Source organism: Pseudomonas sp. F01002, assembly GCF_004402115.1.
In the GTDB taxonomy this organism is placed as follows: Bacteria; Pseudomonadota; Gammaproteobacteria; order Pseudomonadales; family Pseudomonadaceae; genus Aquipseudomonas; species Aquipseudomonas frigoris.
This window is the reverse complement of the sequence record NZ_SOPU01000027.1, coordinates 1-24,580: the sequence shown is the minus strand read 5'-3', so window position 1 is coordinate 24,580 and position 24,580 is coordinate 1. Positions and strand designations below refer to the sequence as shown.

Here is a 24,580-nt window from a genome sequence, read left to right as displayed (position 1 = left end):
CCATGACTCAGACTTCCATCACTCGTAGCTGGGTTGCCTCCGCCAACGGCCATGCTGATTTCCCTCTGCAGAACCTGCCGCTGGGCGTGTTCAGCGTGAAGGGTTCGGCACCGCGCAGTGGCGTGGCCATTGGCGAACATATCTTTGATCTGGAAGCTGCACTGGACGCCGGCCTGTTCGATGGCGTCGCAAAAACTGCAGTCGAAGCCACCCGTGGCGGTCAGCTGAACGCGTTCTTCGAACTGGGTCGTGAAGCTCGCGTTGCCCTGCGCGAACGCCTGCTGGAACTGTTCAAAGAAGGCAGCACCCTGCACGGCAAGATCGAAGCCCAAGGTGCAAAATTGCTGCCACTGGCGGCGAGTTGCGAGATGCACCTGCCTGCGAAAATCAACGACTACACCGACTTCTACGTCGGCATCGAGCACGCGCAGAACGTCGGCAAACTGTTCCGTCCGGACAACCCATTGCTGCCGAACTACAAGTACGTGCCGATCGGCTACCACGGCCGCGCCTCGACCATTCGCCCGTCCGGCACCGACGTTCGCCGTCCGAAAGGCCAGACGCTGCCAGCCGGCCAGACCGAGCCGACGTTTGGTCCATGTGCACGTCTGGATTATGAGCTGGAGCTGGGCATCTGGATCGGTCAGGGCAACGAGATGGGCGACTCGATCGCCATCGGTGACGCCGCCGATCACATCGCCGGTTTCTGCCTGCTCAACGACTGGTCGGCGCGAGACATTCAGGCTTGGGAATACCAGCCGCTGGGGCCGTTCCTGTCCAAGAGTTTCATCACCAGCATCTCGCCTTGGGTCGTTACCGCCGAAGCGCTGGAACCGTTCCGTCGTGCTCAACCGGCACGTCCGGAAGGCGATCCGCAGCCGCTGCCGTACCTGTTCGACAAGCGCGATCAAGCCGCGGGCGCGTTCGATATCGAGCTGGAAGTGCTGCTGCTCACCGAAGGCCTGCGCGAGCAAAAACTGCCGGCTCATCGCCTGACCCTGAGCAACACCCAACACATGTACTGGACCGTGGCGCAAATGGTCGCGCACCACAGCGTCAACGGCTGCCAGTTGCAGGCCGGTGACCTGTTCGGTTCGGGCACCTTGTCGGGGCCGGAAAACGGTCAGTTCGGTAGCCTGCTGGAAATCACCGAGGGCGGTAAAAAGCCGATCGAACTCGCGTCCGGCGAGGTGCGTAAGTTCCTTGAAGATGGCGACGAAATCATCCTGCGCGCCCGTTGCAACCGCGAGGGTTTTGCCTCCATCGGTTTCGGTGAATGCCGCGGCAAAGTGCTGCCGGCGCGCTAAGAGGATCGGGTCATGGAACTCTATACCTACTATCGTTCGACTTCGTCCTTTCGGGTACGCATTGCGTTGGCGCTCAAGGGGCTGGATTACCAGGCGCTGCCGATCAATCTGATCGCGCCGCCAGGTGGCGAACATCGACAGCCGCCGTATCTGAGCATTAATCCGCAAGGCCGAGTGCCGGCCTTGCGCACTGACAAAGGTGAGCTGTTGATCCAGTCGCCGGCGATCATTGAATACCTGGAGGAACGTTATCCACAGGTGCCGCTGCTCTCCAAAGACCTCGCCGCTCGCGCCCATGAGCGTGGTGTGGCGGCAGTGATTGGTTGCGACGTGCATCCGCTGCACAACGTCAGCGTGCTCAATAAACTTCGGCAGTTGGGGCACGATGAACCGCAAGTGGTGGAGTGGATCGGGCACTGGATCAGCCAAGGATTGGCGACGGTGGAGCAGTTGATCGGCGATGAGGGTTATTGCTTTGGTCCGACGCCTGGGCTGGCGGATGTTTACCTGATCCCGCAGCTGTACGCGGCCGAGCGCTTCAACATTTCACTTGAGGCGTATCCGCGGATTCGTCGAGTGGCGGCGTTGGCGACCATGCACCCGGCGTTCATCAAGGCGCATCCGGCGAACCAGCCAGACACCCCTTAAAAACATCAGATCAAAAGATCGCAGCCTCGTTTCACTCGACAGCTCCTACAGGAAATCGCGACCCCCTGTAGGAGCTGTCGAGTGAAGCGAGGCTGCGATCTTTTGCTTTTAATGGACGATGGAGTTTGGCGGCAGGTGCCCTAATCGCTCAGTCAGGCGAATCCGCTGGATCGGGTCGTCACTGAGCAGCAGGGCATGCTCCAGGTCAAAGCGTTCGGCGTTCGGGCAATCCAGCCGTTGATAGAGGCTGGCCCGGGCCAGGTAGTCGGAGGCACTGGCGTTGCCCAGTTCCAGCACACGTTCGGCGTCGATCAGGGCGCCGATGTAGTCATCGTTAGAAAGGTGTAACTGACGCAGATTGCGCGACAGCCGCTGCAGCATTTGCACCGGTTCGGCGGTGAGCAAATGCTCGGCGCTGAGCTGCATGTTCGGGCCGTACTGGCGTTGCAGCAATTCCCGGCAATCGTTGGGGTACAACCGACGCCCGCCGCATGGGTCGAGCAGGTGATCGGCGCCCGGTACCCGCAGCAGGAAATGCCCGGGGAAGTTGACTCCAACCATGGGGATTTCCAGCCCTTTGGCCAGTTCCAGAGCAATCAACCCCAGACTCAGCGGCTGCCCGCGCCTGCGTTCCAGCACTTTATTGACCAGCGCGACTTGCGGACGCAATGGCGTGGAGTCGTCCTGAGCGAATCCCAGGTCATTCATACGCCGTAACAACGGCTGGGCCAACTCGCTGACCGGCAACATCGGCAAGCCATAACTGACCCGTTGTTGCAGGTCCTTGAAATCGTTCAGCACCGCCTCGGGATTTACCTCAGTGTCGTGTTCGGCGGCAATCCACAGCGCCGCCTCGAACAGCGCAGGCGGTGAACGTTGCAGGCAGTCGAAGAAACGTTGGCGGGGGGTCATCAAAATCTCCGGGTAATGCCTCGTTTTAGCCCCGTCTCCGCCATTCGTCCAGTGCCGCACAGAGGCGGTTGCAGGTTATGTCCGAAAGTCTGCATGGCGGCGTCGCTTATTCCGGTGCGCTTCTGCAATTTTCGGGCGCAAGCCTATACTGGCGACTACAAGAAGTGATTCGGGAGCCCTACGATGTTCGCTCTCATGCAAAGCACTCGCCTTGAATCCCTGCATCTGAGCGTCGACTCGGTCACCGGGTTGAAGGCGGTCATTGCCATTCATAACAGCCGTCTGGGGCCTGCCCTCGGCGGGTGTCGTTACCTTGCCTATCCCAGCGACGAGTCCGCCGTCGAGGATGCGGTGCGCCTCGCCCAAGGCATGAGTTACAAGGCGGCGCTGGCCGGCCTGGCTCAGGGCGGCGGCGTGGCGGTGATTGTTCGCCCGGTCCATGTGGAAAACCGCGCCGCGCTATTCGAAGCCTTCGGGCGTTGCATCAATCAGCTCGACGGCCGCTACATCACTGCGATCGATAGTGGCACCTCCGTGGCGGACATGGATTGCATCGCCCAACAGACCCAGCACGTCACCAGCACCACCTCGGCGGGCGACCCAGCACCGCACGCGGCGATGGGCGTGTTCACCGGTATTCGTGCCACCGCCATGGCCCGGCTGGGCAGCGATAACCTCGAAGGCCTGCGAGTGGCGATTCAAGGGCTCGGCAACGTTGGTTTTGCCCTCGCCGAACAACTGCACGCCGCCGGTGCCGAGCTGCTGGTCAGTGACATCGATCACGGCAAAGTGCAATTGGCGATGGAACAACTCGGCGCTCACCCGATCGCCAACGAGGCGCTGCTCAGCACCCCTTGCGACATTCTCGCGCCCTGCGGCCTCGGTGGCGTGCTCAACAGCCACAGCGTGACGCAATTGCGCTGCGCGGCGGTGGCCGGTTCGGCGAACAACCAACTGACCCATCTGGAAGTCGCCGATCAACTGGAGCGGCGGGGCATTCTGTATGCGCCGGACTATGTGATCAATTCCGGCGGGCTGATCTACGTTTCGCTCAAGCACCGCGGCGAAGAGCTCACGACCATCACCGCACACCTGTCGAAAATCAGCTCCCGGCTGACCGAAGTCTTCGCCCATGCCCAGGCGGAAAAACGCTCGCCGGCCCGAGTGGCTGACGAGTTGGCGGAGAAAGTGCTGTATCGATGAGGTTGAACCGATGAAGGAGTGAGGGCCTATCCGGCAGACTTGCCCCCAAGGCCTGGCGCCACAAGCGTCAGGCTTGACTGACGCACGCTGACGCGGCGTGCCAGGAGCCCCTTTGATGCCTCACAAGGTTGAGCTGCCTTACACCCGATTTTTATCCCCTGACGGCCAATTGCTCGGCGAACTTCCTGCCTGGGCCGACGATTTCAATTTGCTGACGCGCCTTTATCGGCAGATGGTCCTGACCCGCCTTTTCGATCAGAAAGCCGTCGCCCTGCAACGCACGGGGCGCATCGGCACTTATGCGCCGACGTTGGGCCAGGAAGCCATTGGCGTCGCCGTCGGCAGCGTGATGCACGCCGAAGACGTGCTGATTCCGTATTACCGTGACACCGCCGTGCAGTTGATGCGTGGGGTGCGAATGGAAGAAATCCTCCTGTACTGGGGCGGTGACGAGCGCGGCAGCGACTTTGCCGAACCGGCGGCGGCCCAGGACTTTCCGATCTGTGTGCCGATTGCCACCCAGGCCCTGCATGCCTGCGGCGTTGCCAGTGCATTCAAAATCCGCGGTGAACATCGGGTCGCCGTCACCACCTGCGGCGACGGCGCCACCAGCAAGGGCGATTTCCTCGAAGCCCTCAACGTCGCCGGTGCCTGGCAGTTGCCGGTGGTGTTCGTGGTCAATAACAACCAATGGGCGATCTCGGTGCCACGGCGAATTCAGTGCGGCGCCCCGACGCTGGCACAGAAAGCCATCGGTGCCGGGTTCCACGGTGAGCAGGTCGACGGCAATGACCTGCTCGCGGTTTACGACCGAGTACAAGTGGCCCTCGAAAGGGCGCGTCACGGTAAAGGGCCGGTGTTGCTGGAATGCCTGAGCTATCGCCTCGGCGACCACACAACCGCTGACGATGCCACACGCTACCGGCCGGCGGACGAGGTCAAACAGGCCTGGCTCGAAGAGCCGGTCAAACGCCTGCAACGTTTCATGGTCGACCAGGGCGTGTGGGACGAAGGCCGCGAACAGGCGCTGATCAGTGAATGCCAGGGCTTGGTGCAGCGCGCTGTGGATAACTTCGAGGCAGCGGGTACTCAGGCGCCCGAATCGGTCATGGATCATGTCTACGCCCAATGGCCGGCGTCCCTCGCCGGGCAGCGTGAAGAGTTGCTCGAACGGGCCGCGCGCCGCGCGGGAGATCCGAGCCATGAGTAACGGCAAAGTCACGTTGCTGGAAGCGGTGAACCTCGCGCTGCATCGGGCCATGAGAGAAGACGAGAACGTCATCGTCCTCGGTGAGGACGTCGGGGTGAATGGCGGCGTGTTCCGCGCCACCCAAGGGCTGCGCGACAGCTTTGGCTTCAAGCGAGTCATCGACTCGCCGCTGGCCGAAACCATGCTCGGCGGTCTGGTGGTCGGCATGGCCGCTCAGGGCTTGAAACCGGTGGTGGAAATTCAGTTCATGGGTTTCATCTACGCGGCCATGGAGCACCTGGTGTCCCACGCCAGCCGCATGCGCAATCGCACGCGCGGGCGGATCACGTGCCCGATGGTGATGCGCACGCCGATGGGCGCAGGGATTCGCGCGCCGGAACATCACAGCGAAAGCACTGAAGCATTGTTCGCGCACATTCCAGGTCTGCGGGTGGTGATTCCGTCATCGCCGGCACGGGCCTATGGCTTGTTGCTGGCGGCCATTGATGACCCGGACCCGGTGGTGTTTCTCGAACCGACCCGGCTCTATCGCATGAACCCGCAAGCGCTGGTGGATGACGGTAAACGCCTGCCGCTGGACAGCTGTTTCACCCTGCGCGAAGGCAGCGACATCACGCTGATCAGTTGGGGTGCCAGTGTGATGGAAACCCTGCAAGCCGCCACCGCATTGGCCGAGCGGGGCGTCTCGGCGGAAGTGATCGATGTCGCGAGTATCAAGCCGCTGGACCTCGACACGATGGAAGCCTCGGTGCGCAAGACCGGTCGTTGCGTGATCGTCCACGAGGCACCTCGCTCTTGTGGCGTCGGTGCGGAAGTCGCCGCGAGCCTCTACGAGCGGGCGTTGCTGGAATTGCAGGCACCGATTCAGCGGGTTACCGCGCCGGATATCCCGCCGCCGCTGTATCGACTGGAGTCGCTGTACATGCCCAACGTCGAAGACATTCTTCAGGCCTGCGACAACGTACTTCACTTTTCCTGAACCCAAGGAGGCCGCGATGAAATATTTCAAACTGCCGGATCTGGGCGAGGGTTTGCAGGAGGCGGAAATCGTCCGCTGGCACGTCGCAGTCGGCGATACGGTCAAGGCCGATCAACCGCTGGTGTCGGTGGAAACCGCCAAAGCCTTGGTGGAAATTCCCGCGCCGTACGACGGCGTGGTGGCAAAACTCTACGGCGGCGAGGGCGACATCATTCACGTCGGTGAACCCTTGCTCGGCTACGAAGGCGAAGCCGATGCGGGCACCGTAGTGGGGCGACTCGAAGGTGGCGGCAGCAGTCAGGAGGACTCGTTTTTCATCGGGGCGGCCCCTTCGACCCGAGAGCACCTGGCGACTCGCGCTGCGCCGGCCGTGCGGCAATTGGCTCGGCAACTCGGCGTGGAGTTGAGCGGGTTGACGGGCTCCGGCCACGGGGGGCTGATCACCCGCACGGATGTGGAAAACGCGGCTCAAACTGAACTGGATCGCTTCGGCGGCGAACGGTTGCGCGGTGTGCGGCGCAGCATGGCGCTGAACATGGCCCGGTCTCACGCCGAAGTCGTGCCGGTGACGATTTTCGGTGACGCCGACCTGCATCGCTGGGGTCAGGCCCGCGAACCGCTGATTCGCCTGGCCAAGGCGATGGCGGCCGCGTGCGCCGTGGAACCGGTGCTCAACAGTGCCTTCGACGGCAAAAGCCTGTCGCTCAAACAACACGAGCGGCTCGATCTGGGCATCGCCGTGGACACCCCGGACGGCTTGTTCGTGCCAGTGCTGCGCGATGTCGGTCACCGCACCCCGGCTGAGTTGAAGGAAGGCGTCATGCGATTAAGGGCCGACGTGCAGGCGCGATCGATTCCGCCCAAGGAAATGATGGGGGCGACCCTGACGTTGTCGAATTTCGGTACCTTGTTCGGCCGCTACGCCAACCCGGTGGTGGTACCGCCGCAAGTGGCAATCCTCGCCGCTGGTGCGATCCGCGACGAACCGGTGGCGGTCGATGGCGCGGTGGTGGTGCATCCGGTCCTGCCGCTGTCCCTGACCTTCGATCATCGCGTGGTGACGGGCGGTGAGGCGGCGCGTTTCTTCAAGGCGCTGGTCGAAGCACTGGAACAACCTGAAGCCTGATTTTTTCGCAGGCATGAAAAAGGCCCTGAGTCATTTGACTCAGGGCCTATTCAATTCGGGCGTTGCTTACTTGGCAGCCTTGGGGGCTTTAGCTGGCTTGGTCGGCTCAGCGACTTCAACAGGTGCAGGCGCCTCAACAGGGGCGGCCTTTTCAACGACTTCAGCAGGCGCATTGAGCAATTCGGACAACGCGTCCGGCTGACTCTTGAACGCCTTGGCGAACACATCGCGGTTCTTCGCCATGTAGATCCCGGCTTCTTCCACTTGCTGTTCGGTCAGGGACGGAACGGCTTTTTGCAACACTTCGGCCAGCAACTCGGCCAGTTCGAGCATTTTGTCATGACGGTCAGCTTCGGCTTTATCCATGAACAAGCGCTCCAGATCTCGGCTGCTGCGGTATACCACTTCGACGGCCATTCACCACCTCACATGCCTTCACATTAAGTTGTCTTATTCGACCACTGTATTTATATACAGCGAAAAGGATAAGCGAATCCCTGCGCTTTGGGTAGTGGCTTTTTAATGTAGACCGAAATCAGGTGGTCTGCGCAAGACCTGTGGGAGCCGAGCTTGCTCGCGATGAGGCCCTCGAACTCTCCACAAAAGTGTCCAATGGCAGCCTATCGCCATCTCACCCAACAGCCTCTGGCCTTTTTTCTGCATGCAGAACAACCGTCACGTCAAACCCGCATCATCCGCTCGAACCGAGCTAAGGAAGAATCATCGTGAAAATCAACTGGGCCGAGAACCTGCGGCAGAACGTGCATCAACTGGCCGAGTCGCTGGGCAACCTGTTCGTCGAGACCTTCCACTACCTGGCGTTGTTCGCCATCGGTGCTGTGACCGCGTGGGCGGCGGTGATGGAGTTTTTGCAGATGATCGAGGCGGGGCACATCAAGATTGATGACATCTTGCTGCTGTTCATCTACCTGGAACTGGGGGCGATGGTCGGGATTTATTTCAAGACCAACCACATGCCGGTGCGCTTCCTGATCTACGTGGCGATCACCGCGTTGACGCGGCTGCTGATCTCCAACGTTTCGCACCACAACCCGCCGGATATCGGCATCATCTACCTGTGCGGCGGGATTCTGCTGCTGGCGTTCTCGATTCTGGTGGTGCGTTACGCCTCGTCGCAATTCCCTTCGGTGAAGATCGAACACCCGCAGCGCAAGATCGGTGCGGGTTCCGGTGAGCATCCCGAAGTCGAGAAGGGCGAGCTTTAAAGCCTCATGGCTGGCCGGCTGTGGCCCTTGACGCGTGGCGGCGGCAGGTTGTGATTGTCGCCGTCGGTCATGGCTTCGAGGATGGCCACGGCGCTGTGGCCCTGTTCGATGGCAATGCCGAATTGAATGCTTTGCACCAGGCGTTTGAGGCGCTGGGGGTCATTGCGTTGTTCGGCGCTGATCATCCGTTTGGCGACCACGTGACCGCTGTTGGACAGGGTCAGCATGATGCTGCCATCCAGACCCTGAATGCTCAGGTTGATCTGATAATCCGGTGCAAAAGCATCGGTAATGAGCTGAAAAGGGTTGTCCATGATGCGTTACCGCCTGATTGAACGTGCAGTTGTTGACCCGCCGTGATCGGGATTAGTTCGCAACACCAGACCACCGGCATGTCGCTCGCTGAGGTTTTCAAAAGTCCTTTTGCCTCACAGGTGACTTAGCAAGGGCCATGCCGGGAAAACTGTCGAACAATGAATACGGCAAAAAAGAAGGCGGGCTCTGTGGCTAATGCCGAGTATTCACGTTGTAACGCGATCCATGTAGCAGCTGGCGAAGCCTGCGTTCGGCTGCGAAGCAGTCGTGAAATCAGGCGATGCGGTGTTTCAGGAAGACCGCAAACTCAGGTTTCACGACTGCTACGCAGCCGAACGCAGGCTTCGCCAGCTGCTACAGCCCGCCTTCTTTTTGCCTGCCCGTTTCAGGGCATGAATGAGTAGATGATCGCAGACAGTGCAATCAAACCGATCAACACTACGAACACGTTCGAGGCCTGACCCGAATACTGGCGCAAGGCCGGCACGCGACGGATGGCGTACATCGGCATCAGGAACAGCAGGCACGCGATGATTGGCCCGCCGAGGGTTTCGATCATGCCGAGGATGCTCGGGTTGAATGTCGCCACGGCCCAGCAGCTGAGGATCATGAACAGCGCGGTCACGCGGTTCAGCCAACTGGCAGACATCACCCGGCCACGGCCGCGCAGGCTTTTCACGATCAGGCCCTGAAAGCCTTCGCTGGCGCCGATGTAATGGCCGAGGAAGGATTTGGTGATCGCCACCAGCGCAATCAGCGGCGCAGCGTAAGCGATGACCGGCGTCTGGAAGTGGTTGGCCAGGTACGACAGGATCGAGATGTTTTGCGCCTTTGCCGCCGCCAAATCAGCCGGGGACAAGGCCAGCACGCAGCTGAAGCAGAAGAACATCACCGTCACCACCATCATCGCGTGGGCGATGGCGAGGATGCCGCTGCTTTTGCGTTCGGCCTGTTCGCCGTAACGCTGTTTCTGATCGACGGAGAAGGCAGAGATGATCGGCGAATGGTTGAACGAAAACACCATCACCGGGATCGCCAGCCACAACGTCTTGAAGAACAGCGGCATCGGCATGCCTTCGCTGGCGATGGCGAAGAACGCGCCGTTCCAGTTCGGGATCAGGCTCAAGCCGAGCAACAGTAACGCCGCGACAAACGGGTACACCAGCACGCTCATGCATTTGACGATGACACCCTGACCGCAACGGACGATGGCCATCAGACCGAGGATCAGTACCAGCGACAGAATCGCCCGCGGTGGCGGGGCGATGTGCAACTGATGCTCCATGAAGCTGCTCAAGGTATTGGTCAGCGCCACGCTGTACACCAGCAGAATCGGGAAGATCGCAAAGAAATACAGCAGCGTGATCAGCTTGCCGGCACCGATGCCGAAATGCTCTTCCACGACTTCGGTGATGTCCCCGGAACGCCCGGACAGCACGAAGCGGGTCAGGCCGCGGTGGGCGAAAAAGGTCATCGGAAACGCCAGCACTGCCAGGATCAGAAGCGGCCAGAAACCGCCCACGCCGGCGTTGATCGGCAGGAACAGCGTGCCGGCACCGATGGCGGTGCCGTAAAGACCGAGCATCCAGGTGGTGTCGTGTTTACTCCAGCCTTTGGTGGCTGTTGCTGTGTCGCGTTTGAGTTCTACAGCTGGGTTATCGGCAGCAGGTGTACGTACATCGGTCATCGTTTGGCCTCGTTATTGTTCTTGCTAGGGCTCACGTGTTCCGGACGGTCAGGCAGGCAGTTTGAAAACTACTGCGCGCTGGGCGACTTCGTTGCTACGCAGGCAATACTGCGTTAAAAACAGGCGCGGACTGCTCATTTACAACCCGTAAACCCCGCGTCCTTGCCTGTTTTTGCCTTGTCTTGCCTTCGCTCGCTACGTTTTCAAACTACCTGCTTCGGAATGCTCCTCAGCACTCCACCCAGCTAACAGCCAGGCCGCCCCGTGAAGTCTCTTTGTATTTGTCATGCATGTCGGCGCCGGTGTCGCGCATGGTGCGGATGACCCGGTCCAGGGAAATGAAGTGTTTGCCGTCGCCGCGAAGGGCCATTTGCGTGGCGTTGATTGCCTTCACGGCAGCAATCGCATTGCGCTCGATACACGGCACTTGCACCAGGCCGCCGACCGGGTCGCAGGTCAGGCCGAGGTTGTGTTCCAGGCCGATTTCGGCGGCGTTTTCCAGTTGCTCCGGCGTGGCGCCGAGCACGTCCGCCAGACCGGCGGCTGCCATGGCGCAGGCCGAGCCGACTTCGCCCTGGCAACCGACTTCAGCACCGGAGATAGAGGCGTTTTTCTTGCAGAGAATGCCTACAGCAGCAGCGCCCAAAAAGAACGCGACGACGTCATCGTCCGACGCGTCCGGGTTGAATTTCATGTAGTAATGCAGCACCGCCGGAATGATCCCCGCCGCGCCGTTGGTCGGCGCCGTGACCATGCGCCCGCCCGCTGCGTTTTCTTCGTTCACGGCGAGGGCGAACAGGTTCACCCACTCCATGGCCGACAGCGTGGAGGTGATGACATTCGGCTTGCCGATTTCCAGCAGGCTGCGGTGCAATTTCGCTGCGCGACGGGGAACATTCAGACCGCCGGGCAGGATGCCTTCATGGCGCAGCCCTTGCTCGACGCATTCGCGCATCACCGACCAGATGTGCAGTAGGCCCTGACGGATTTCGGCTTCGCTGCGCCAGGCCAATTCATTGGCCATCATCAATTCGGAAACGCGCAGACCGTGCAGGTTGCAGAGCTTGAGTAGTTCGGCGGCGCTGGAAAAATCGTACGGCAGCACCACATCGCTGGTTGGCGCGATGCCGGACTCGGCTTCGGCCGCTTCGATGATGAATCCGCCACCGATCGAGTAGTACGTTTGCTCCCACAACTCACCGGTTTCGCCAAAGGCTGTCAGGGACATGGCGTTGGGGTGGTAGGGCAGGCTCTCCTCGAGCAGCAGGAGATCGCGTTGCCAGTTGAAGGCGATGGTGGTTTTGCCTGCCAGAGACAGTTCGCCAGTTTCGCGCAGAGACTGGATTCGACTGTCGATGGACGTGGGATCAATGCTGTCCGGCCATTCGCCCATCAGGCCCATGACGCAGGCGCGGTCGGTGGCGTGACCGACGCCGGTCGCCGACAGCGAGCCATAAAGTCGGATTTCTACTCGCCGTACGTCGGCCAGCAATTGTTGGTCAATCAGGGCTTGGGCGAAGGTCGCGGCGGCGCGCATCGGGCCGACGGTATGGGAACTGGACGGGCCGATGCCGACTTTGAAGAGATCGAAAACACTGATAGCCATGCTAAAGCCTATACAAGCAATGGAAGAGAAATCGCTGCCATTTTTGTAGGACAAGCGCAATGTCGGCGATACTGCCTACCTCGGTCCTACGTGACCAACGAAACTTCCTAAGACAGCCTTTAGCAGGACTAATCAATGAGTCGCCAATTGCACGCCCAGACTTACGTCTGGCTGCACGTGTTTTCCTGTGCCGCGCGGCACTTGTCGTTCACTCGATGCGCCGAAGAACTGCACATCACGCCGGGTGCGGTCAGTCAGCAAATCCGGCAGCTGGAAGAACGGCTTGGGTTTCGACTTTTCCGCCGCCGCGCTCGGGGTGTGGAACTGAGCGCCGAGGGCCAGCGACTGGCCATCACGGTCAACGAGGCTTACGGCAGCATCGATGCTGAATTGCGACGACTGGACGCGGGAATGATCAGCGGGATTTTGCGAGTGCGCTCGATCCCATCGTTCCTGAGCAAGTGGTTGACCCCAAGGTTGCCGCGTTTGCAGCAGCGATTCCCGGACATTCAATTACGGCTGGTGGCCGAGGACAGCAGCGTGCCATTGCACGAAGGCGACTTCGATTTGGCCATTGACCTGAATGACGGCAGCTATCCCGGTTTGTTATCCACAACCTTGCTCGACGAGCAGATTTTTCCCGTCTGTGCTCCAAGCCTGCTGCGCGGCCGGCCGCCGCTGCATGGCCCGGCGGACCTGATGCACTTTCCGCTGCTGCACGACATCACCGCCTGGCGCGGCAGTTACGAGTATGCAGAGTGGGAGTTCTACCTCAACGCTATCGGCTTCGAAGGTGCGGACGTGCGGCGCGGGCACACCTTCAATCGCAATCACCTGACCATCGAAGCGGCGATTGCCGGTATGGGCGTGGCGATTGCGCGACGAACGTTGCTCAATGATGAGCTGGATCGGGGGACGTTGATCGTGCCGTTTGGCCTGGCGGTGCCCAATCACAAGCGTTATGTGCTGCTCTATGCGCCGGGGGCGCTGAGCCATCCGGGCGTGCGTGCGGTGCATGACTGGCTTGTGGAGGAGGCGGGGATATTTCGAAGCTTGCACCCGCTGGCGGAGCGGCAGATGTGAGCAATTGTGACAAAAGAGTCAGGCGACCCAACTCCCGACCTTAACAGCGCTTTTGCTCCTTGTCCGGCTTTTTTTGCGTATGAAAATTTATCTTCTTTTAGGGGTTGAATTGTTCTGCGAGCAGACCGATTGTGTAAGTCAGAGGTGACGGTGATGACGCCCAAGGGCCAGCCGATGTGCCTCTCGCGAGCTAGCTGAAATAAGGGATGAACTATGCAAATCCAAGTCAACAGCGATAACCATATTCAAAGCAGCATCCGACTGGAGGAGTGGGTACGTACTACCATTGAGAGCACGCTCGAACGTTATGAAGAGGACCTGACACGCGTCGAGGTTCATCTGCGGGACGAGAACGGCGACAAGCCCGGTCCCCATGACATGCGCTGTCAGCTGGAAGCGCGGCCAAAAGGCCACCAACCGATTTCTGTCACCCATAAAGCCGCAAACCTGGAACTGGCGATCGACGGTGCGGCCGAAAAACTTGAACATGCGCTGGAACACCTGTTCGGCAAACTGCGGGGCAAACCACGTGCCGCTGTGGTGCCGTTCGAGAGAGTCGCAGCCGATGCGCTGCTGGAAGACGAATTTCTCGAGAACGAACAGGCTGCGCAAAACGGTTGAAGCCTGATTCACCTTTTACCTTTCCACCACTGAAAACGGGCCTGCTTATGCAGGCCCGTTCTTGTTTGTGCTGCGCGTGGGAACGATCATTTGGACTGCCGTAACAACGATCCCATCGGATCTATTTTGCATATGAGAATATTTATCATTAATATTACGGCCTTGTTGGCTCCGTGACCTTCACGAGGCTTCACCCGTTTCAAGGTCGAAACATGAAAGGCAAAATCACCGCGCTCCCCGTTTCCTACCGACTGGCCGTCACTTCCCGAGTGCTGGCCGCCGTGTTGGGGGGATACCTCGTTGCGGCATTGGCCAGTGTCAGCCTGACGATGTGGATGCCCATGGCTCGCGGCGAAGCGGTGGTCACCGGGATGATGACCTCGTTTCTGGTGTATCTGGTCGCCGTACTCTGGTGCTTTGCCTGTCGCAGTGCGTGGCAAGCCTGGTTGGGATTGATCGTGCCGAGCGTGGTTTTGGCGGCGGTGTCGGGGCTGACGTACTGGATGGGCCTCTCATGAAAGAGGGCTTTCGACAGGCCATGGCCTGGCTGCACACCTGGGCTGGGTTGATCTTCGGCTGGCTGCTGTTCGCGATTTTCCTGACCGGCACGCTCGCGTATTTCAAGGATGAGATCAGCCACTGGATGCAGCCGGAAATTCCCGCCCGTGCAGTGTCCTCCGAAGCCAGTTTGACCCTGGCCCAGCACTACCTTGAGCAGCACGCCGCGGGTGCCTCGCGATGGCTTATCGATTTGCCGGATGCTCGCGAGCCCGGGCTGTCGGTGAGGTGGCAGCAAGCACCGGCCAGGCCCGGCACGCGCGGTCAATTCACCGAAAAACGCCTCGATCCGCAAACAGGCGCAGAAGTGCAGGGCCGGGACACACGCGGTGGCGAGTTCTTTTACCGCTTCCACTTTCAGTTGCAAATGCCCTATCCGTGGGGTCGCTGGCTGTCGACCCTCGCAGCGATGGTGATGTTCGTCGCGCTGATCAGCGGGATCATCACCCACAAGAAAATCTTCAAGGACTTCTTCACCTTCCGACCGCGCAAGGGCCAGCGCTCCTGGCTCGACGGGCACAACGCGGTGGGCGTTCTGGTGTTGCCATTTCATTTGATGATCACTTACAGCAGCCTGGTGATTTTCATGTCGATGGTGATGCCGGCGAGCATCGTCGCCTCTTATGGCAGTGACTTCGATACGTTTTACGATGAGGTGTTTCCTGCTTCCAGTATCCCCGAACTTGCCGGTACACCGGGTCAGTTGGCACCGTTGGCACCGCTGCTGGAACGGGCCAGCGAGCAATGGTCGGGCGGGCGGGCCGGACGGTTGACGGTCAACAATCCGGGCGATGCGAATGCCTCGGTCATTCTTGCGCGTGACGGCGCCGACCGAGTGGTCCACGACTTTGGCAGCGCGTTGACATTCAACGGCGTGACCGGGCAGCTACTCAGCACGACGCCGAAGCAAGCACTACCCATGGCGATTGCCGGCAGTTTCTATGGCTTGCACATGGGCCATTTCGCCGGTCCGGTGTTGCGCTGGCTGTACTTCATGTGTGGTTTGGCGGGCACTGCGATGATCGGTACCGGGCTGGTGATCTGGCTCGGCAAGCGTCAGCTCAAACATGCAAAGAGCGGTGTGATGCCGTTTGAGTTGCGACTGGTGGAAGTCCTGAACATCGCCAGCATGTCGGGGTTGATGGTCGCGGTGGCGGCGTTCTTCTGGGCCAATCGATTGTTGCCGGTCGCAATGGCCGGGCGGGCGGATTGGGAAGTGAACGGCTTCTTCATCGTCTGGGGCTTGAGTGTGTTGCACGCCATGGTCCGCCGTGGTCGTGCAGCGTGGGTCGAACAGTTGGCGCTGGCGGCGTTGCTGTTCTGTGCGCTGCCGCTGCTGAACGCGCTGACTACGCCTTATCACTTGGGCGTCACCCTGATTCAGGGCGATTGGGCCATGGCCGGTTTCGATCTGACGTGCCTGGGCAGTGGTCTGTTTTTCGCGTGGGCTGCGTGGAAAATGCAGCGCTCGGGGCAGGCTGGAACCGTCACCCGGCCGCGGGCGGAATCGATAATGCTTGAGCAAGAGGCGCACTGAATGTTCTTGGCCTGGTTGCTGTGCTACGGCGGTTTCACCGCGCTCTGTTTATCGATGGATCGGCATCACGCCGAACTTTTGGGGCGCAAGCCCTCGGCCCGTCGCCGCCAAGGGATGAAGCTCAGTGGCTGGCTGTTGATAGCGTTATCGCTGTGGGCCGCAGTGTCGTCGACGGGCTGGGGACTTGGATTGGTGGAGTGGTTTGCGGTGTTGATGCTCAGCGCTTTGCTGCTGGTGTTGTTGATGCCGTATCGCCCGCGCCTAGCCTTGGTGTTGGCCGGTTTGAGTCTGCTCGCCAGCCCCGTAGCCGTGTTTGCAAAGGGCTGACCTGATGATCACCCGTCCACCGGAATCCCATGACGATGAACATCACGGTGCGCGTGCGCATTTCCTGCAGGTGTTCCTTTCCCAGCGTTCGCAAATGGAAGCGCTGGTGAGCCGCCGAGTCGGGTGTCGGGCGACGGCCGCGGACCTGGTGCAGGACTTGTTCCTGCGTTTCTGGCGCCGGCCGCTGGTGCAGGTCGAAGAGCTCAGCACTTACCTGTTGCGCTGCGCCGGCAACATCGCCATCGACCATTTGCGCAGCGAAGGCACGCGGGTGCGGGTCAACGAGGGTTGGATGCCGGACCAACCGGACAGCCACGGCAGCGAACCGCAAGCGGCATTGGAGGCGGGCAACGACTTGCGTCACGTCGAAGCGGCGTTGCGCGCGCTGCCTGAGCGCACGCGGCAGATTTTTTTGCTCAACCGTATTCACGGGCGCAAATACGCCGAGATCGCGAAGGCCATGGGTTTGTCCCAAAGCGCCGTGGAAAAACATATGATGCGCGCCCTCGAGGCTTGCAAGGCCAGCCTGCGGGAACCCGAACCGCGCATGCCAGGGAAAGCACCGTGAACTACACCGAACGCGTCACCCCGACGCCTGCTCAGGAGCAGGCGGCCTTCGCCTGGCTGAGTCTGTTGCATGATCAGCCCAGCAGCGGCGATCAGGCCACCTTCAGCCATTGGCTACAGGCCGACCCCGCCCATGCCGAGGCTTACGCCCAGGCGCAAGTGGTGTGGGAGTTGACCGAAACACCGGCCCGAACGTTGGCCGATGAAGACGCGTTTGCCTTGCAGGGTTACCTCAACGCCATGAATCGCTCGCGCCGTACCAGCGTTCGGCGTTGGTCGGGGGCGTTGGCGATGGCGGCGTGCCTGGTGCTGATGATCGGCTTCGGTGCTGGCTGGCAACCGTCGCGCTGGGTCGATGATCTGGGCGCGGACTATGTGTCGGCGCCGGGGGAAATTCGCACCGTCACGCTGGCGGATCAGTCGCAAGTCACGCTTGATGCTGACAGCGCGATTGCGGTGGATTTCAGTCGTGGTGAGCGGCACGTTCAGCTGCGGCGCGGCGCCGGATTTTTCAGCGTGACCCACACCGGCGAGCCGTTTGTGGTGGACGCTGAAAAGGGTCAGGCGCGGGTGCTGGGGACTCAATTCGAAGTACGCCTGCAACCCCATGGCGCGCAGGTCACGGTGTTGTCCGGGCGGGTTGGTGTGACGGCGGACAAGCACGCCGCGCAACAAATCCTCACCGCTGGCCAGCAAGTGGCCTATGGCGAGGGTTCGGCGGAAACACTCCACGCGGTAGACAGCGAAGCGCAATTGGCGTGGCGTCAGGGATGGCTCAATTACTACAAGGCGACGCTCGCTGATGTGGTGGAGGACCTGGGGCGTTATTACCCGGGACGGATTGTGCTGCTCAACGATGAACTCGCGGCGCGGCGGATCAGCGGCAGCTTTCCGAGCAAGGATCCGCAGGCGGTGCTGAGTTCGTTGCAAGGGGTGTTGGGGTTTGAGCAACACAAGGTTCTGGGGCATCTGATTATTTTGCGGTAAGGCTACCGGCCCTTTCGCGAGCAAGCCCGCTCCCACATTCGACCGAGTTCCTTCAGAGGGAATGCAATTAAATGTGTGTGCGGGCTTGCTCGCGAAGGCGTCCAGTCAAGCAATACATAATCCCGATAAAATTATTTTCAAAATTTTGGTGAGGTAAACCCAAGCCCCATTCGTGTAGTGACTGAAACTGCGAGTCATTCGCATTCCGTTGTGGTTCTACACAGGTCATGAGCAATGAAGTCCAGGGCAAAATCGGGTTCGGTCAAACAATGGTTGGGTACGTGTGCCTTGAGCTTTTCGGCGTTGGCATTGCTGCCGTTGAGTATGGCGGTGGCGGCTGAGGCCGGCAGTGCCCGACAGAATGCGCAGTTCAGCTTCGCGATGGCCGCCAAACCGCTGCCCCAGGCCTTGAGCGACTTCAGCCGGATCACCGGCATCAGCGTGGTCTACACCGATGAGGCGCCGTACGGTCTAACCGCCCCAGCGCTCAGCGGGCAGATGAGTGCCGAACAGGCGATGCAGCGTTTGCTCAGCGGTTCGGGGTTCACCTTCCGCCGTACCGACGGCCACACATGGGTGCTGGAGCCGTTGCCTACCGAGGGTGCCTTGAACCTGGGCGCGACGACCATCACCTCGGTGGCCGATCAATCCATGAGCTATCAGCCACCGCCCACCAGTTCGGTGATGCGCTCATCGGCCTTGCTTCAGGAAATCCCCCAGACCGTCAACGTGGTTCCGGCTCAGGTCATTCGTGATCAAGCGCCGCGCAATCTGGATGACGCGCTGGCCAACGTCAGCGGCATTACCCAAGGCAACACACTGGCGAGCACTCAGGACTCGGTGATGACTCGCGGCTTCGGCGACAACCGCAACGGCTCGATCATGCGCGACGGTATGCCGCTCGTGCAGGGCCGAGGCATGAATGCGACCGTGGACCGGGTCGAAGTGCTCAAGGGCCCGGCCTCGCTTCTTTATGGCATTCAAGACCCGGGCGGTGTGGTGAACATGGTCAGCAAGAAACCCGAGCTTGAGCAGTACAACGCCCTGACCCTGCGCGGTTCGACTTACGGCGACGGCAAAAACGGCAGCGGTGGCGGTCTCGACAGCACGGGTGCGCTCGGCGAATCCGGGTTGGCCTATCGCATGGTCCTGGACCACGAAGACGAAGATTACTGGCGCAACTTCGGCACTCACCGCGAGACATTGGTAGCACCGTCACTGGCCTGGTTCGGCGAAAGCACCAAGCTGCTGTTCGCCTACGAACACCGCGAGTTTCTGACCCCGTTCGACCGTGGCACGATCATCGACCCGCGTGACAATCATCCGCTGGACATCTCTCGCGAGCGTCGTCTCGACGAGCCGTTCAACAACATGGAAGGCCGCTCGGACCTCTATCACTTCGAGGCCGATCACGAGCTCAGCGACAACTGGAAAGCCCACTTCGGCTACAGCTGGAACCGCGAATCCTACGACGCCAGCCAGGTGCGCATCACCGCCATCGACACCAAGAAAGGCACCCTGACTCGCAGCATGGACGGTACTCAGAACGCGATCAGCACCGACCGCTTCACCACCGCCAGTCTTGAAGGCAATGTCCAGCTCGCGGGAATGAAGCACGACCTGGTGTTCGGCGTCGATGACGAGTACCGCAAGATCTACCGCGAAGACCTGATCCGTCAGAAAAGCCTGAGCACCTTCAGCTACGTCAACCCGGTATACGGCCGCGAAGTCGCCGGCACCACGGTCAGCCCGGCCGACAGTGCGCAGACCGATGAACTGCGCAGCGAGTCGTTGTTTTTGCAGGACTCGATTCACCTGACCGATCAATGGATTTTCGTCGCTGGTGCGCGCTTCCAGGAATACGACCAGTACGCCGGCAAAGGTGTACCGTTCCAGGCCAACACCGACAGCAACGGCCAGAAATGGGTGCCTCGCGCCGGCCTGGTGTATCGCTACACCGATGAACTGTCGTTCTACGGCAGCTACACCGAGTCATTCAAACCCAACTCGACCATCGCGCCGTTGAGCGGCAGCAGCACCGTGCTTGACGGCAGCGTCGCGCCGGAAGAAGCCAAGTCCTGGGAAATCGGCGCCAAGCTCGACATGCCGGGCCGCGTCACCGGTAACGTCGCGCTGTTCGACATCAAGAAACGCAACGTGCTGGTGGCCAACTCCGAAGGACCCGTGACGATCTACAGCGCCGCCGGTGAAGTGCGTTCCCGTGGTCTGGAAGTGGACCTGAGCGGTCAGCTGAGTGATCGCTGGAGCATGATCGGCAGCTATGCCTACACCGATGCCGAAGTCACCGAAGACCCGATCTACAAAGGCAAAAAACTGCAAAACGTAGCGAAGAATAGCGGCTCGCTGTCGGCGGTTTATGACTTTGGCACCATCGTCGGTGGTGATCAGTTGCGGGTTGGCGCGGGTGCGCGTTATGTCGGCGAGCGAGCGGGTAACGCCGTGAACGATTTCGACTTGCCGAGCTACACCGTGGCTGATGCATTCGCCACTTACGACACCAAAGTCGAGGGGCAGAAGGTCAAATTCCAGCTCAACGTGAAGAACCTGTTTGACCGCACCTACTACACCTCGGCGGCGAGCCGGTTCTTTGTGTCGATGGGGGATTCGCGGCAGATTTCGTTGTCCAGCACGTTGGAGTTCTGATCGCAGACCGCGTCATCGTTCTTCGCGAGCAAGCCCGCTCCCACATTTGACCGAGTTCTCTCATGGGAATGCGATCAAATGTGGGAGCGGCGGTGCGACGATTCGACTTGCTCGCGAAGGCTGCATCCCAGACACCGAAAATCTCAGGCCTACCGCAAAAACGCCTGCCGATACTCTCCAGGCGTTCCGCCCAATGCCTGCCGAAACCGATTGGTGAAATGACTCGCACTGGCAAACCCACACGCCAGTGCAATATCCCCCAACGGCTGCGACGTCGAACGCAACAACTCCCGCGCCCGGCTCAGTCGCCGCGACAGCACATACTGATGCGGCGGCAACCCAAAGCTCTCTCGAAACATCCGCGCAAAGTGATACTCCGACAGCGCGCACAACGCCGCCAATTGTCCCAGGCTAATGGCCTCGGCCAATTGGTTGTCGATGAACTCCACCAACTGCCGTCGCTGATGCGCAGCCAATCCACCTTTAAGCCGCAACCCCTCACGCATCCCGACCTGGCCGAGCAATACGTGGCTGAGCATTTCATGGGCCAGGCTGCTGGTGAGCACGCGTTCGCCGGGCTCGTCCCAGTTGAGTGTGAGCATTTGCCGAAAGCGCCGGGCTTGCGCCGGGTCGTCCAGAAAAGTGGCTTCGCGCAACTGCAGCTCGCGAGGTTCGCGGTCCAGCAACGTAACGCAGCCGAGGGCAAATTGTTCGGGGCTGAAATACACATGGGCCAGGCGAATATCGCCGTTGATCACCCAGCCCGATTGATGCTCGGCCGGCAGGATGCACAGCTTGTCGGGGCCGCCCTTGGTGCCGGGCTGGTCGCGGCGAAAGGTCCCGGTGCCGCCGGCGATGTAGCAGGACAAGGTGTGATGGCTCGGCGCTTCGTAATCTTGGGCGTCGTGATGGTTGCTCCACAAGGCTGCAGCCATGCCGTCACCGAGCTCGGCGCTGTGCTCCAGGCGAGCATTGGGCGAGCGGTTAAGGGCTTGAAAGACTTGCAGGGTTTCCAGTGCGGGCATGATCGGTTCTCTCCAACGCCTTGCATCCTACTCCGTAGCCGTTCGGCTGCCAGCCTGTGGCCCGACAAAAGCGCAAGTTTATGCAAGTGCGAAAGGCCTTGGCGCAGGACACTGAAGGCCTATTCAGGAGTCTTTGCCATGAACCTTTCGTTGTATCTGCTGACCGTGCTGATCTGGGGCACCACCTGGATTGCCTTGAAATGGCAACTGGGCGTGGTGGCGATTCCGGTGTCGATCGTCTATCGCTTCGGCCTCGCAGCGTTGGTGCTGTTCGTGATGCTGCTGCTGAGTCGCCGCCTGCAAGTGATGAACCGTCGCGGGCACCTGATCTGCCTGGCGCAGGGGTTGTGCCTGTTCTGCATCAATTTCATGTGTTTTCTGACTGCCAGCCAGTGGATACCCAGTGGTCTGGTCGCGGTGGTGTTTTCTACCGCCACGTTGTGGAACGCACTCAATGCACGCGTGTTCTTCGGTCAGAAAGTCGCTCGCAATGTGCTGATGGGCGGTGCGCTGGGCTTGTTCGGGCTTGGCCTATTGTTCTGGCCTGAGGTGGCGGGCCACACCGCGAGCCCGCAAACCTTGCTCGGGTTGGGCCTGGCGTTGCTCGGGACGTTGTGCTTCTCGGCGGGCAACATGCTGTCGAGCCTGCAACAGAAAGCCGGGCTCAAACCGCTAACCACCAACGCCTGGGGCATGGCCTATGGCGCGGCCATGCTGTCGGCGTGGTGCCTGGTCAAAGGCATTCCGTTCGACATGGAATGGAATGCGCGCTACATCGGTTCGCTGTTGTACCTGGTGATTCCGGGGTCGGTGATCGGTTTCACTGCCTACCTGACATTGGTCGGGCGGATGGGGCCGGAACGCGCAGCCTATTGCACCGTACTGTTCCCCGTCGTGGCGCTGAACGTGTCGGCGTTTGCCGAAGGCTACCAATGGACCGCGCCCGCATTGATGGGTTTGGTACTGGTGATGCTGGGCAATGTGCTGGTGTTTCGTAAGCCCAGGGCGGCAATAGTGCAAGGGAACGGCAAACTGGCGTGAAGGTTTGGTTAATCGAGCGCTGAAACTTCAGCGTTCGATGTTGAGCGTGATGTAAATCAGCAGTGGAAACATGAAGTCCACGATGTGCCTGGCCCAATCCTTGGCGTTCCAGATTGCAGATTCATCCATGTTGAACCATTCGGTGCCGATCACTTGCAGGCAGATGTAATAGACAAAAAGGCCAATCAATAATCCGACGATCGCAAACTTCTTCGCTTCGTGAAAATCGGCGGCAGGTGCATTGATGTTTCGATAAAGATGGTAAGTACCCAGCAAGCAGAAAGCCGTGTAAACAACTTCCAGAGTGATGATGAACCAATAGGTGCGGTGATGGAGCATCGGCGAAGTGATTGCTCTGTAGCTCAGGTTCAGGTTTTCTCGGGTGGTGTCCATGCTGAGAATATGGCCGACGTATTCGTAATTGGATGGGTAGTCGGTAAAGTTGCTGTACATCACCATCAAGCCAAAGAAGCTTATATAGGCCATTAGTACTACTTTGCTGTATCTAATCAGTTTGTCGGTCGTAAGGTGGTTCAAGGTAGGTGCTCTCCATAACTAAAGTCCGTAAGTTAGACTAAGTGTTGGGAGTCTATAGTGAGCATCTTTTTTTTAGCAGTTAACTGAATTGCAAGGTGTGTAGGTCACGGGCAGGCGGTTAAGCACCTGCCCGTTTTAGTTAGACTTTCCAGACTTGTGGGTTCACCAGATCTTGCGGTCGCTCCCCCAGCAAGGCGCTGCGCAAGTTAGCCAAGGCACGGTTGGCCATGGCTTCGCGGGTTTCATGAGTCGCCGAACCGATGTGCGGCAATGTCACCGCGTTTTTCAGTTGGAACAGGGGTGACTCGGCCAGCGGTTCTTTCTCGTAAACGTCCAGCCCGGCGCCGCGAATCCGGTTGTTTTGCAGGGCTTCGATCAAGGCGTGTTCGTCCACCACCGGGCCGCGGGCAATGTTCACCAGAATCGCGCTCGGCTTCATCAACGCCAGTTCGCGATGGCTGATCAGGTGTCTGGTTTTTTCACTGAGCGGCACCACCAGGCAGACGAAATCGGCTTCGGCCAGTAGTTGATCAAGGCTGCGGAACTGCGCGCCGAGTTCTTGCTCCAGCTCGGTCTTGCGGCTGTTGCCGCTGTAGAGGATCGGCATGTTGAAGCCCAGACGCCCGCGACGGGCGATGGCCGCACCGATGTTGCCCATGCCGACGATGCCCAGGGTTTTGCCGTGCACATCGCAGCCGAACAATGGCGCCCCGACGGTGGCTTGCCATTGGCCAGCCTTGGTCCAGGCGTCCAGTTCGGCGACGCGGCGGGCGCTGCTCATGAGCAGGGCGAAGGCCAGGTCGGCGGTGCTTTCGGTGAGGACGTCGGGGGTGTTGGTGAGCATGATCCCGCGTTCGTTGAAGTAGGCGACGTCGTAGTTGTCGTAGCCGACCGAGACGCTGGAGACGACTTCCAGTTTGGCGGCGTTTTCCAACTGTGCGCGACCGAGTTTGCGACCGACGCCGATCAGGCCATGCGCGTGGGGCAGGGCTTCGTTGAATTGGGCGTTGATGTCGCCGTTTTTCGGGTTTGGCACGATAACGTCGAAGTCTTGCTTGAGGCGTTCGACCATTTCGGGAGTGACGCGGCTGAAGGCGAGGACGGTCTTTTTCATGGGAGGAGGGCTCTCGGCGCAGGTGAATGCCAAGCACGCTAACATTCTTCTTTGGATTTGGGCGAGGCCGTTGGGCTCTTTTGTCCTTGGCGGCCTTTGGGCCGACCATGTTCCTGTTGGTGGTGTACATATCCATTTCTGCGGTAACGGCGGCTGGCGGTTTCGCCCTTACGGCGAGGCACTTGTGCGCCCAGCATGGGCGCCATCCTAGAGGTGAAAGTCCTCTCTTGAGCTGGCCACAGCGAATGAAGCGAAGCGCAACTGCATGAGGGCGACCGAGTGTGGGAAGGAAGCGTGGAA

Annotated in this window: 23 protein-coding genes and 1 pseudogene; 16 read left to right on the top strand and 8 right to left on the bottom strand. The window is 60.1% G+C overall.

Going from position 1 to position 24,580, the window contains the following annotated elements; all coding sequences use genetic code 11:
• Window positions 1-2: 2 nt before the first annotated feature.
• A complete protein-coding gene (fahA, locus tag E3W21_RS22990; RefSeq protein WP_134421971.1) occupies window positions 3-1,307 on the top strand; it encodes a fumarylacetoacetase in 1,305 nt (434 codons plus the stop codon).
• Between the two features lie 12 nt (window positions 1,308-1,319).
• The gene (gene maiA, locus E3W21_RS22985) at window positions 1,320-1,955 is read left to right on the top strand and encodes a maleylacetoacetate isomerase (protein WP_134421970.1); all 636 of its coding nucleotides are present in this window, start codon (window positions 1,320-1,322) and stop codon (window positions 1,953-1,955) included.
• Between the two features lie 108 nt (window positions 1,956-2,063).
• Here the strand turns inward: maiA and E3W21_RS22980 are convergent, their stop codons facing one another.
• Window positions 2,064-2,867 carry a SirB1 family protein gene (locus tag E3W21_RS22980; RefSeq protein WP_134421969.1) on the bottom strand — a complete coding sequence of 268 codons (804 nt, stop codon included), beginning with the start codon at window positions 2,865-2,867 and terminating at the stop codon, window positions 2,064-2,066.
• Window positions 2,868-3,050: 183 nt separating this feature from the next.
• Between E3W21_RS22980 and E3W21_RS22975 the strand changes: the two genes are divergently transcribed.
• From E3W21_RS22975 to E3W21_RS22960, 4 genes are all read left to right on the top strand, one after another.
• On the top strand, window positions 3,051-4,070 hold the full coding sequence (locus tag E3W21_RS22975; RefSeq protein WP_129438370.1) for a Glu/Leu/Phe/Val dehydrogenase dimerization domain-containing protein: 1,020 nt from the start codon (window positions 3,051-3,053) through the stop codon (window positions 4,068-4,070).
• Window positions 4,071-4,185: 115 nt separating this feature from the next.
• Window positions 4,186-5,280, top strand: coding sequence for a pyruvate dehydrogenase (acetyl-transferring) E1 component subunit alpha (gene pdhA, locus E3W21_RS22970; protein ID WP_134421968.1), 1,095 nt, complete (start codon window positions 4,186-4,188; stop codon window positions 5,278-5,280).
• Window positions 5,273-6,259 (top strand): alpha-ketoacid dehydrogenase subunit beta, encoded by a 987-nt coding sequence (locus tag E3W21_RS22965; RefSeq protein WP_134421967.1) that lies wholly within the window; start codon window positions 5,273-5,275, stop codon window positions 6,257-6,259. The genes pdhA and E3W21_RS22965 overlap by 8 nt, the downstream gene beginning before the upstream one ends.
• 16 nt (window positions 6,260-6,275) lie before the next feature.
• Complete coding sequence (locus tag E3W21_RS22960; protein WP_134421966.1) at window positions 6,276-7,385, top strand: dihydrolipoamide acetyltransferase family protein; 1,110 nt, start codon at window positions 6,276-6,278, stop codon at window positions 7,383-7,385.
• A gap of 162 nt (window positions 7,386-7,547) precedes the next feature.
• Here the strand turns inward: E3W21_RS22960 and E3W21_RS22955 are convergent.
• Window positions 7,548-7,802: pseudogene (locus E3W21_RS22955) on the bottom strand (YebG family protein); the annotation flags it as partial.
• A gap of 308 nt (window positions 7,803-8,110) precedes the next feature.
• On the opposite strand from E3W21_RS22955, the gene E3W21_RS22950 reads away from it, so the two are divergent.
• Entirely contained in the window at window positions 8,111-8,611 is a 501-nt protein-coding gene (locus E3W21_RS22950) for a phosphate-starvation-inducible protein PsiE (protein ID WP_008150634.1), read from the top strand.
• Here E3W21_RS22950 and E3W21_RS22945 read toward each other — a convergent pair.
• The 3 genes from E3W21_RS22945 to E3W21_RS22935 form a co-directional block, all read right to left on the bottom strand.
• A complete protein-coding gene (locus E3W21_RS22945) occupies window positions 8,608-8,925 on the bottom strand; it encodes a DUF3509 domain-containing protein (RefSeq protein WP_129438355.1) in 318 nt (105 codons plus the stop codon). The genes E3W21_RS22950 and E3W21_RS22945 overlap by 4 nt on opposite strands.
• A 386-nt stretch (window positions 8,926-9,311) precedes the next feature.
• Window positions 9,312-10,613 carry a serine/threonine transporter gene (locus tag E3W21_RS22940; RefSeq protein WP_134421965.1) on the bottom strand — a complete coding sequence of 434 codons (1,302 nt, stop codon included), beginning with the start codon at window positions 10,611-10,613 and terminating at the stop codon, window positions 9,312-9,314.
• 229 nt (window positions 10,614-10,842) lie between these two features.
• Window positions 10,843-12,219, bottom strand: a complete 1,377-nt coding sequence (locus tag E3W21_RS22935) for an L-serine ammonia-lyase (RefSeq protein ID WP_129438349.1) — start codon at window positions 12,217-12,219, stop codon at window positions 10,843-10,845.
• Window positions 12,220-12,354: 135 nt separating this feature from the next.
• Here E3W21_RS22935 and E3W21_RS22930 point away from each other — a divergent pair, with 135 nt between their 5' ends.
• The 8 genes from E3W21_RS22930 (at window position 12,355) to E3W21_RS22895 (ending at window position 20,563) form a co-directional block, all read left to right on the top strand.
• Window positions 12,355-13,302 carry a LysR substrate-binding domain-containing protein gene (locus E3W21_RS22930; protein WP_134421964.1) on the top strand — a complete coding sequence of 316 codons (948 nt, stop codon included), beginning with the start codon at window positions 12,355-12,357 and terminating at the stop codon, window positions 13,300-13,302.
• 213 nt (window positions 13,303-13,515) lie between these two features.
• Window positions 13,516-13,923 (top strand): HPF/RaiA family ribosome-associated protein, encoded by a 408-nt coding sequence (locus E3W21_RS22925; RefSeq protein WP_008150614.1) that lies wholly within the window; start codon window positions 13,516-13,518, stop codon window positions 13,921-13,923.
• Window positions 13,924-14,135: 212 nt separating this feature from the next.
• Window positions 14,136-14,441 carry a DUF3649 domain-containing protein gene (locus E3W21_RS22920; RefSeq protein WP_134421963.1) on the top strand — a complete coding sequence of 102 codons (306 nt, stop codon included), beginning with the start codon at window positions 14,136-14,138 and terminating at the stop codon, window positions 14,439-14,441.
• On the top strand, window positions 14,438-16,018 hold the full coding sequence (locus E3W21_RS22915) for a PepSY domain-containing protein (protein WP_134421962.1): 1,581 nt from the start codon (window positions 14,438-14,440) through the stop codon (window positions 16,016-16,018). The genes E3W21_RS22920 and E3W21_RS22915 overlap by 4 nt, the downstream gene beginning before the upstream one ends.
• Window positions 16,019-16,345, top strand: a complete 327-nt coding sequence (locus tag E3W21_RS22910; RefSeq protein WP_134421961.1) for a DUF3325 domain-containing protein — start codon at window positions 16,019-16,021, stop codon at window positions 16,343-16,345.
• A gap of 4 nt (window positions 16,346-16,349) precedes the next feature.
• A complete protein-coding gene (locus tag E3W21_RS22905; protein WP_134421960.1) occupies window positions 16,350-16,913 on the top strand; it encodes an RNA polymerase sigma factor in 564 nt (187 codons plus the stop codon).
• Entirely contained in the window at window positions 16,910-17,899 is a 990-nt protein-coding gene (locus E3W21_RS22900) for a FecR family protein (RefSeq protein WP_134421959.1), read from the top strand. Before E3W21_RS22905 ends, E3W21_RS22900 begins: the two co-directional genes overlap by 4 nt.
• Window positions 17,900-18,133: 234 nt before the next feature.
• Window positions 18,134-20,563 (top strand): TonB-dependent receptor, encoded by a 2,430-nt coding sequence (locus tag E3W21_RS22895; RefSeq protein WP_134421958.1) that lies wholly within the window; start codon window positions 18,134-18,136, stop codon window positions 20,561-20,563.
• 149 nt (window positions 20,564-20,712) lie between these two features.
• Here E3W21_RS22895 and E3W21_RS22885 read toward each other — a convergent pair whose 3' ends face one another.
• On the bottom strand, window positions 20,713-21,588 hold the full coding sequence (locus E3W21_RS22885; RefSeq protein WP_134421957.1) for an AraC family transcriptional regulator: 876 nt from the start codon (window positions 21,586-21,588) through the stop codon (window positions 20,713-20,715).
• A gap of 138 nt (window positions 21,589-21,726) precedes the next feature.
• Between E3W21_RS22885 and E3W21_RS22880 the strand changes: the two genes are divergently transcribed.
• Window positions 21,727-22,629, top strand: coding sequence for a DMT family transporter (locus E3W21_RS22880; protein ID WP_134421956.1), 903 nt, complete (start codon window positions 21,727-21,729; stop codon window positions 22,627-22,629).
• A 27-nt stretch (window positions 22,630-22,656) separates the two neighbouring features.
• Here E3W21_RS22880 and E3W21_RS22875 read toward each other — a convergent pair whose 3' ends face one another.
• Both E3W21_RS22875 and E3W21_RS22870 read right to left on the bottom strand, forming a co-directional pair.
• The gene (locus E3W21_RS22875; RefSeq protein WP_134421955.1) at window positions 22,657-23,166 is read right to left on the bottom strand and encodes a DUF2165 family protein; all 510 of its coding nucleotides are present in this window, start codon (window positions 23,164-23,166) and stop codon (window positions 22,657-22,659) included.
• 139 nt (window positions 23,167-23,305) lie between these two features.
• On the bottom strand, window positions 23,306-24,280 hold the full coding sequence (locus E3W21_RS22870) for a D-glycerate dehydrogenase (protein ID WP_134421954.1): 975 nt from the start codon (window positions 24,278-24,280) through the stop codon (window positions 23,306-23,308).
• Between the last annotated feature and the right edge of the window lie 300 nt (window positions 24,281-24,580).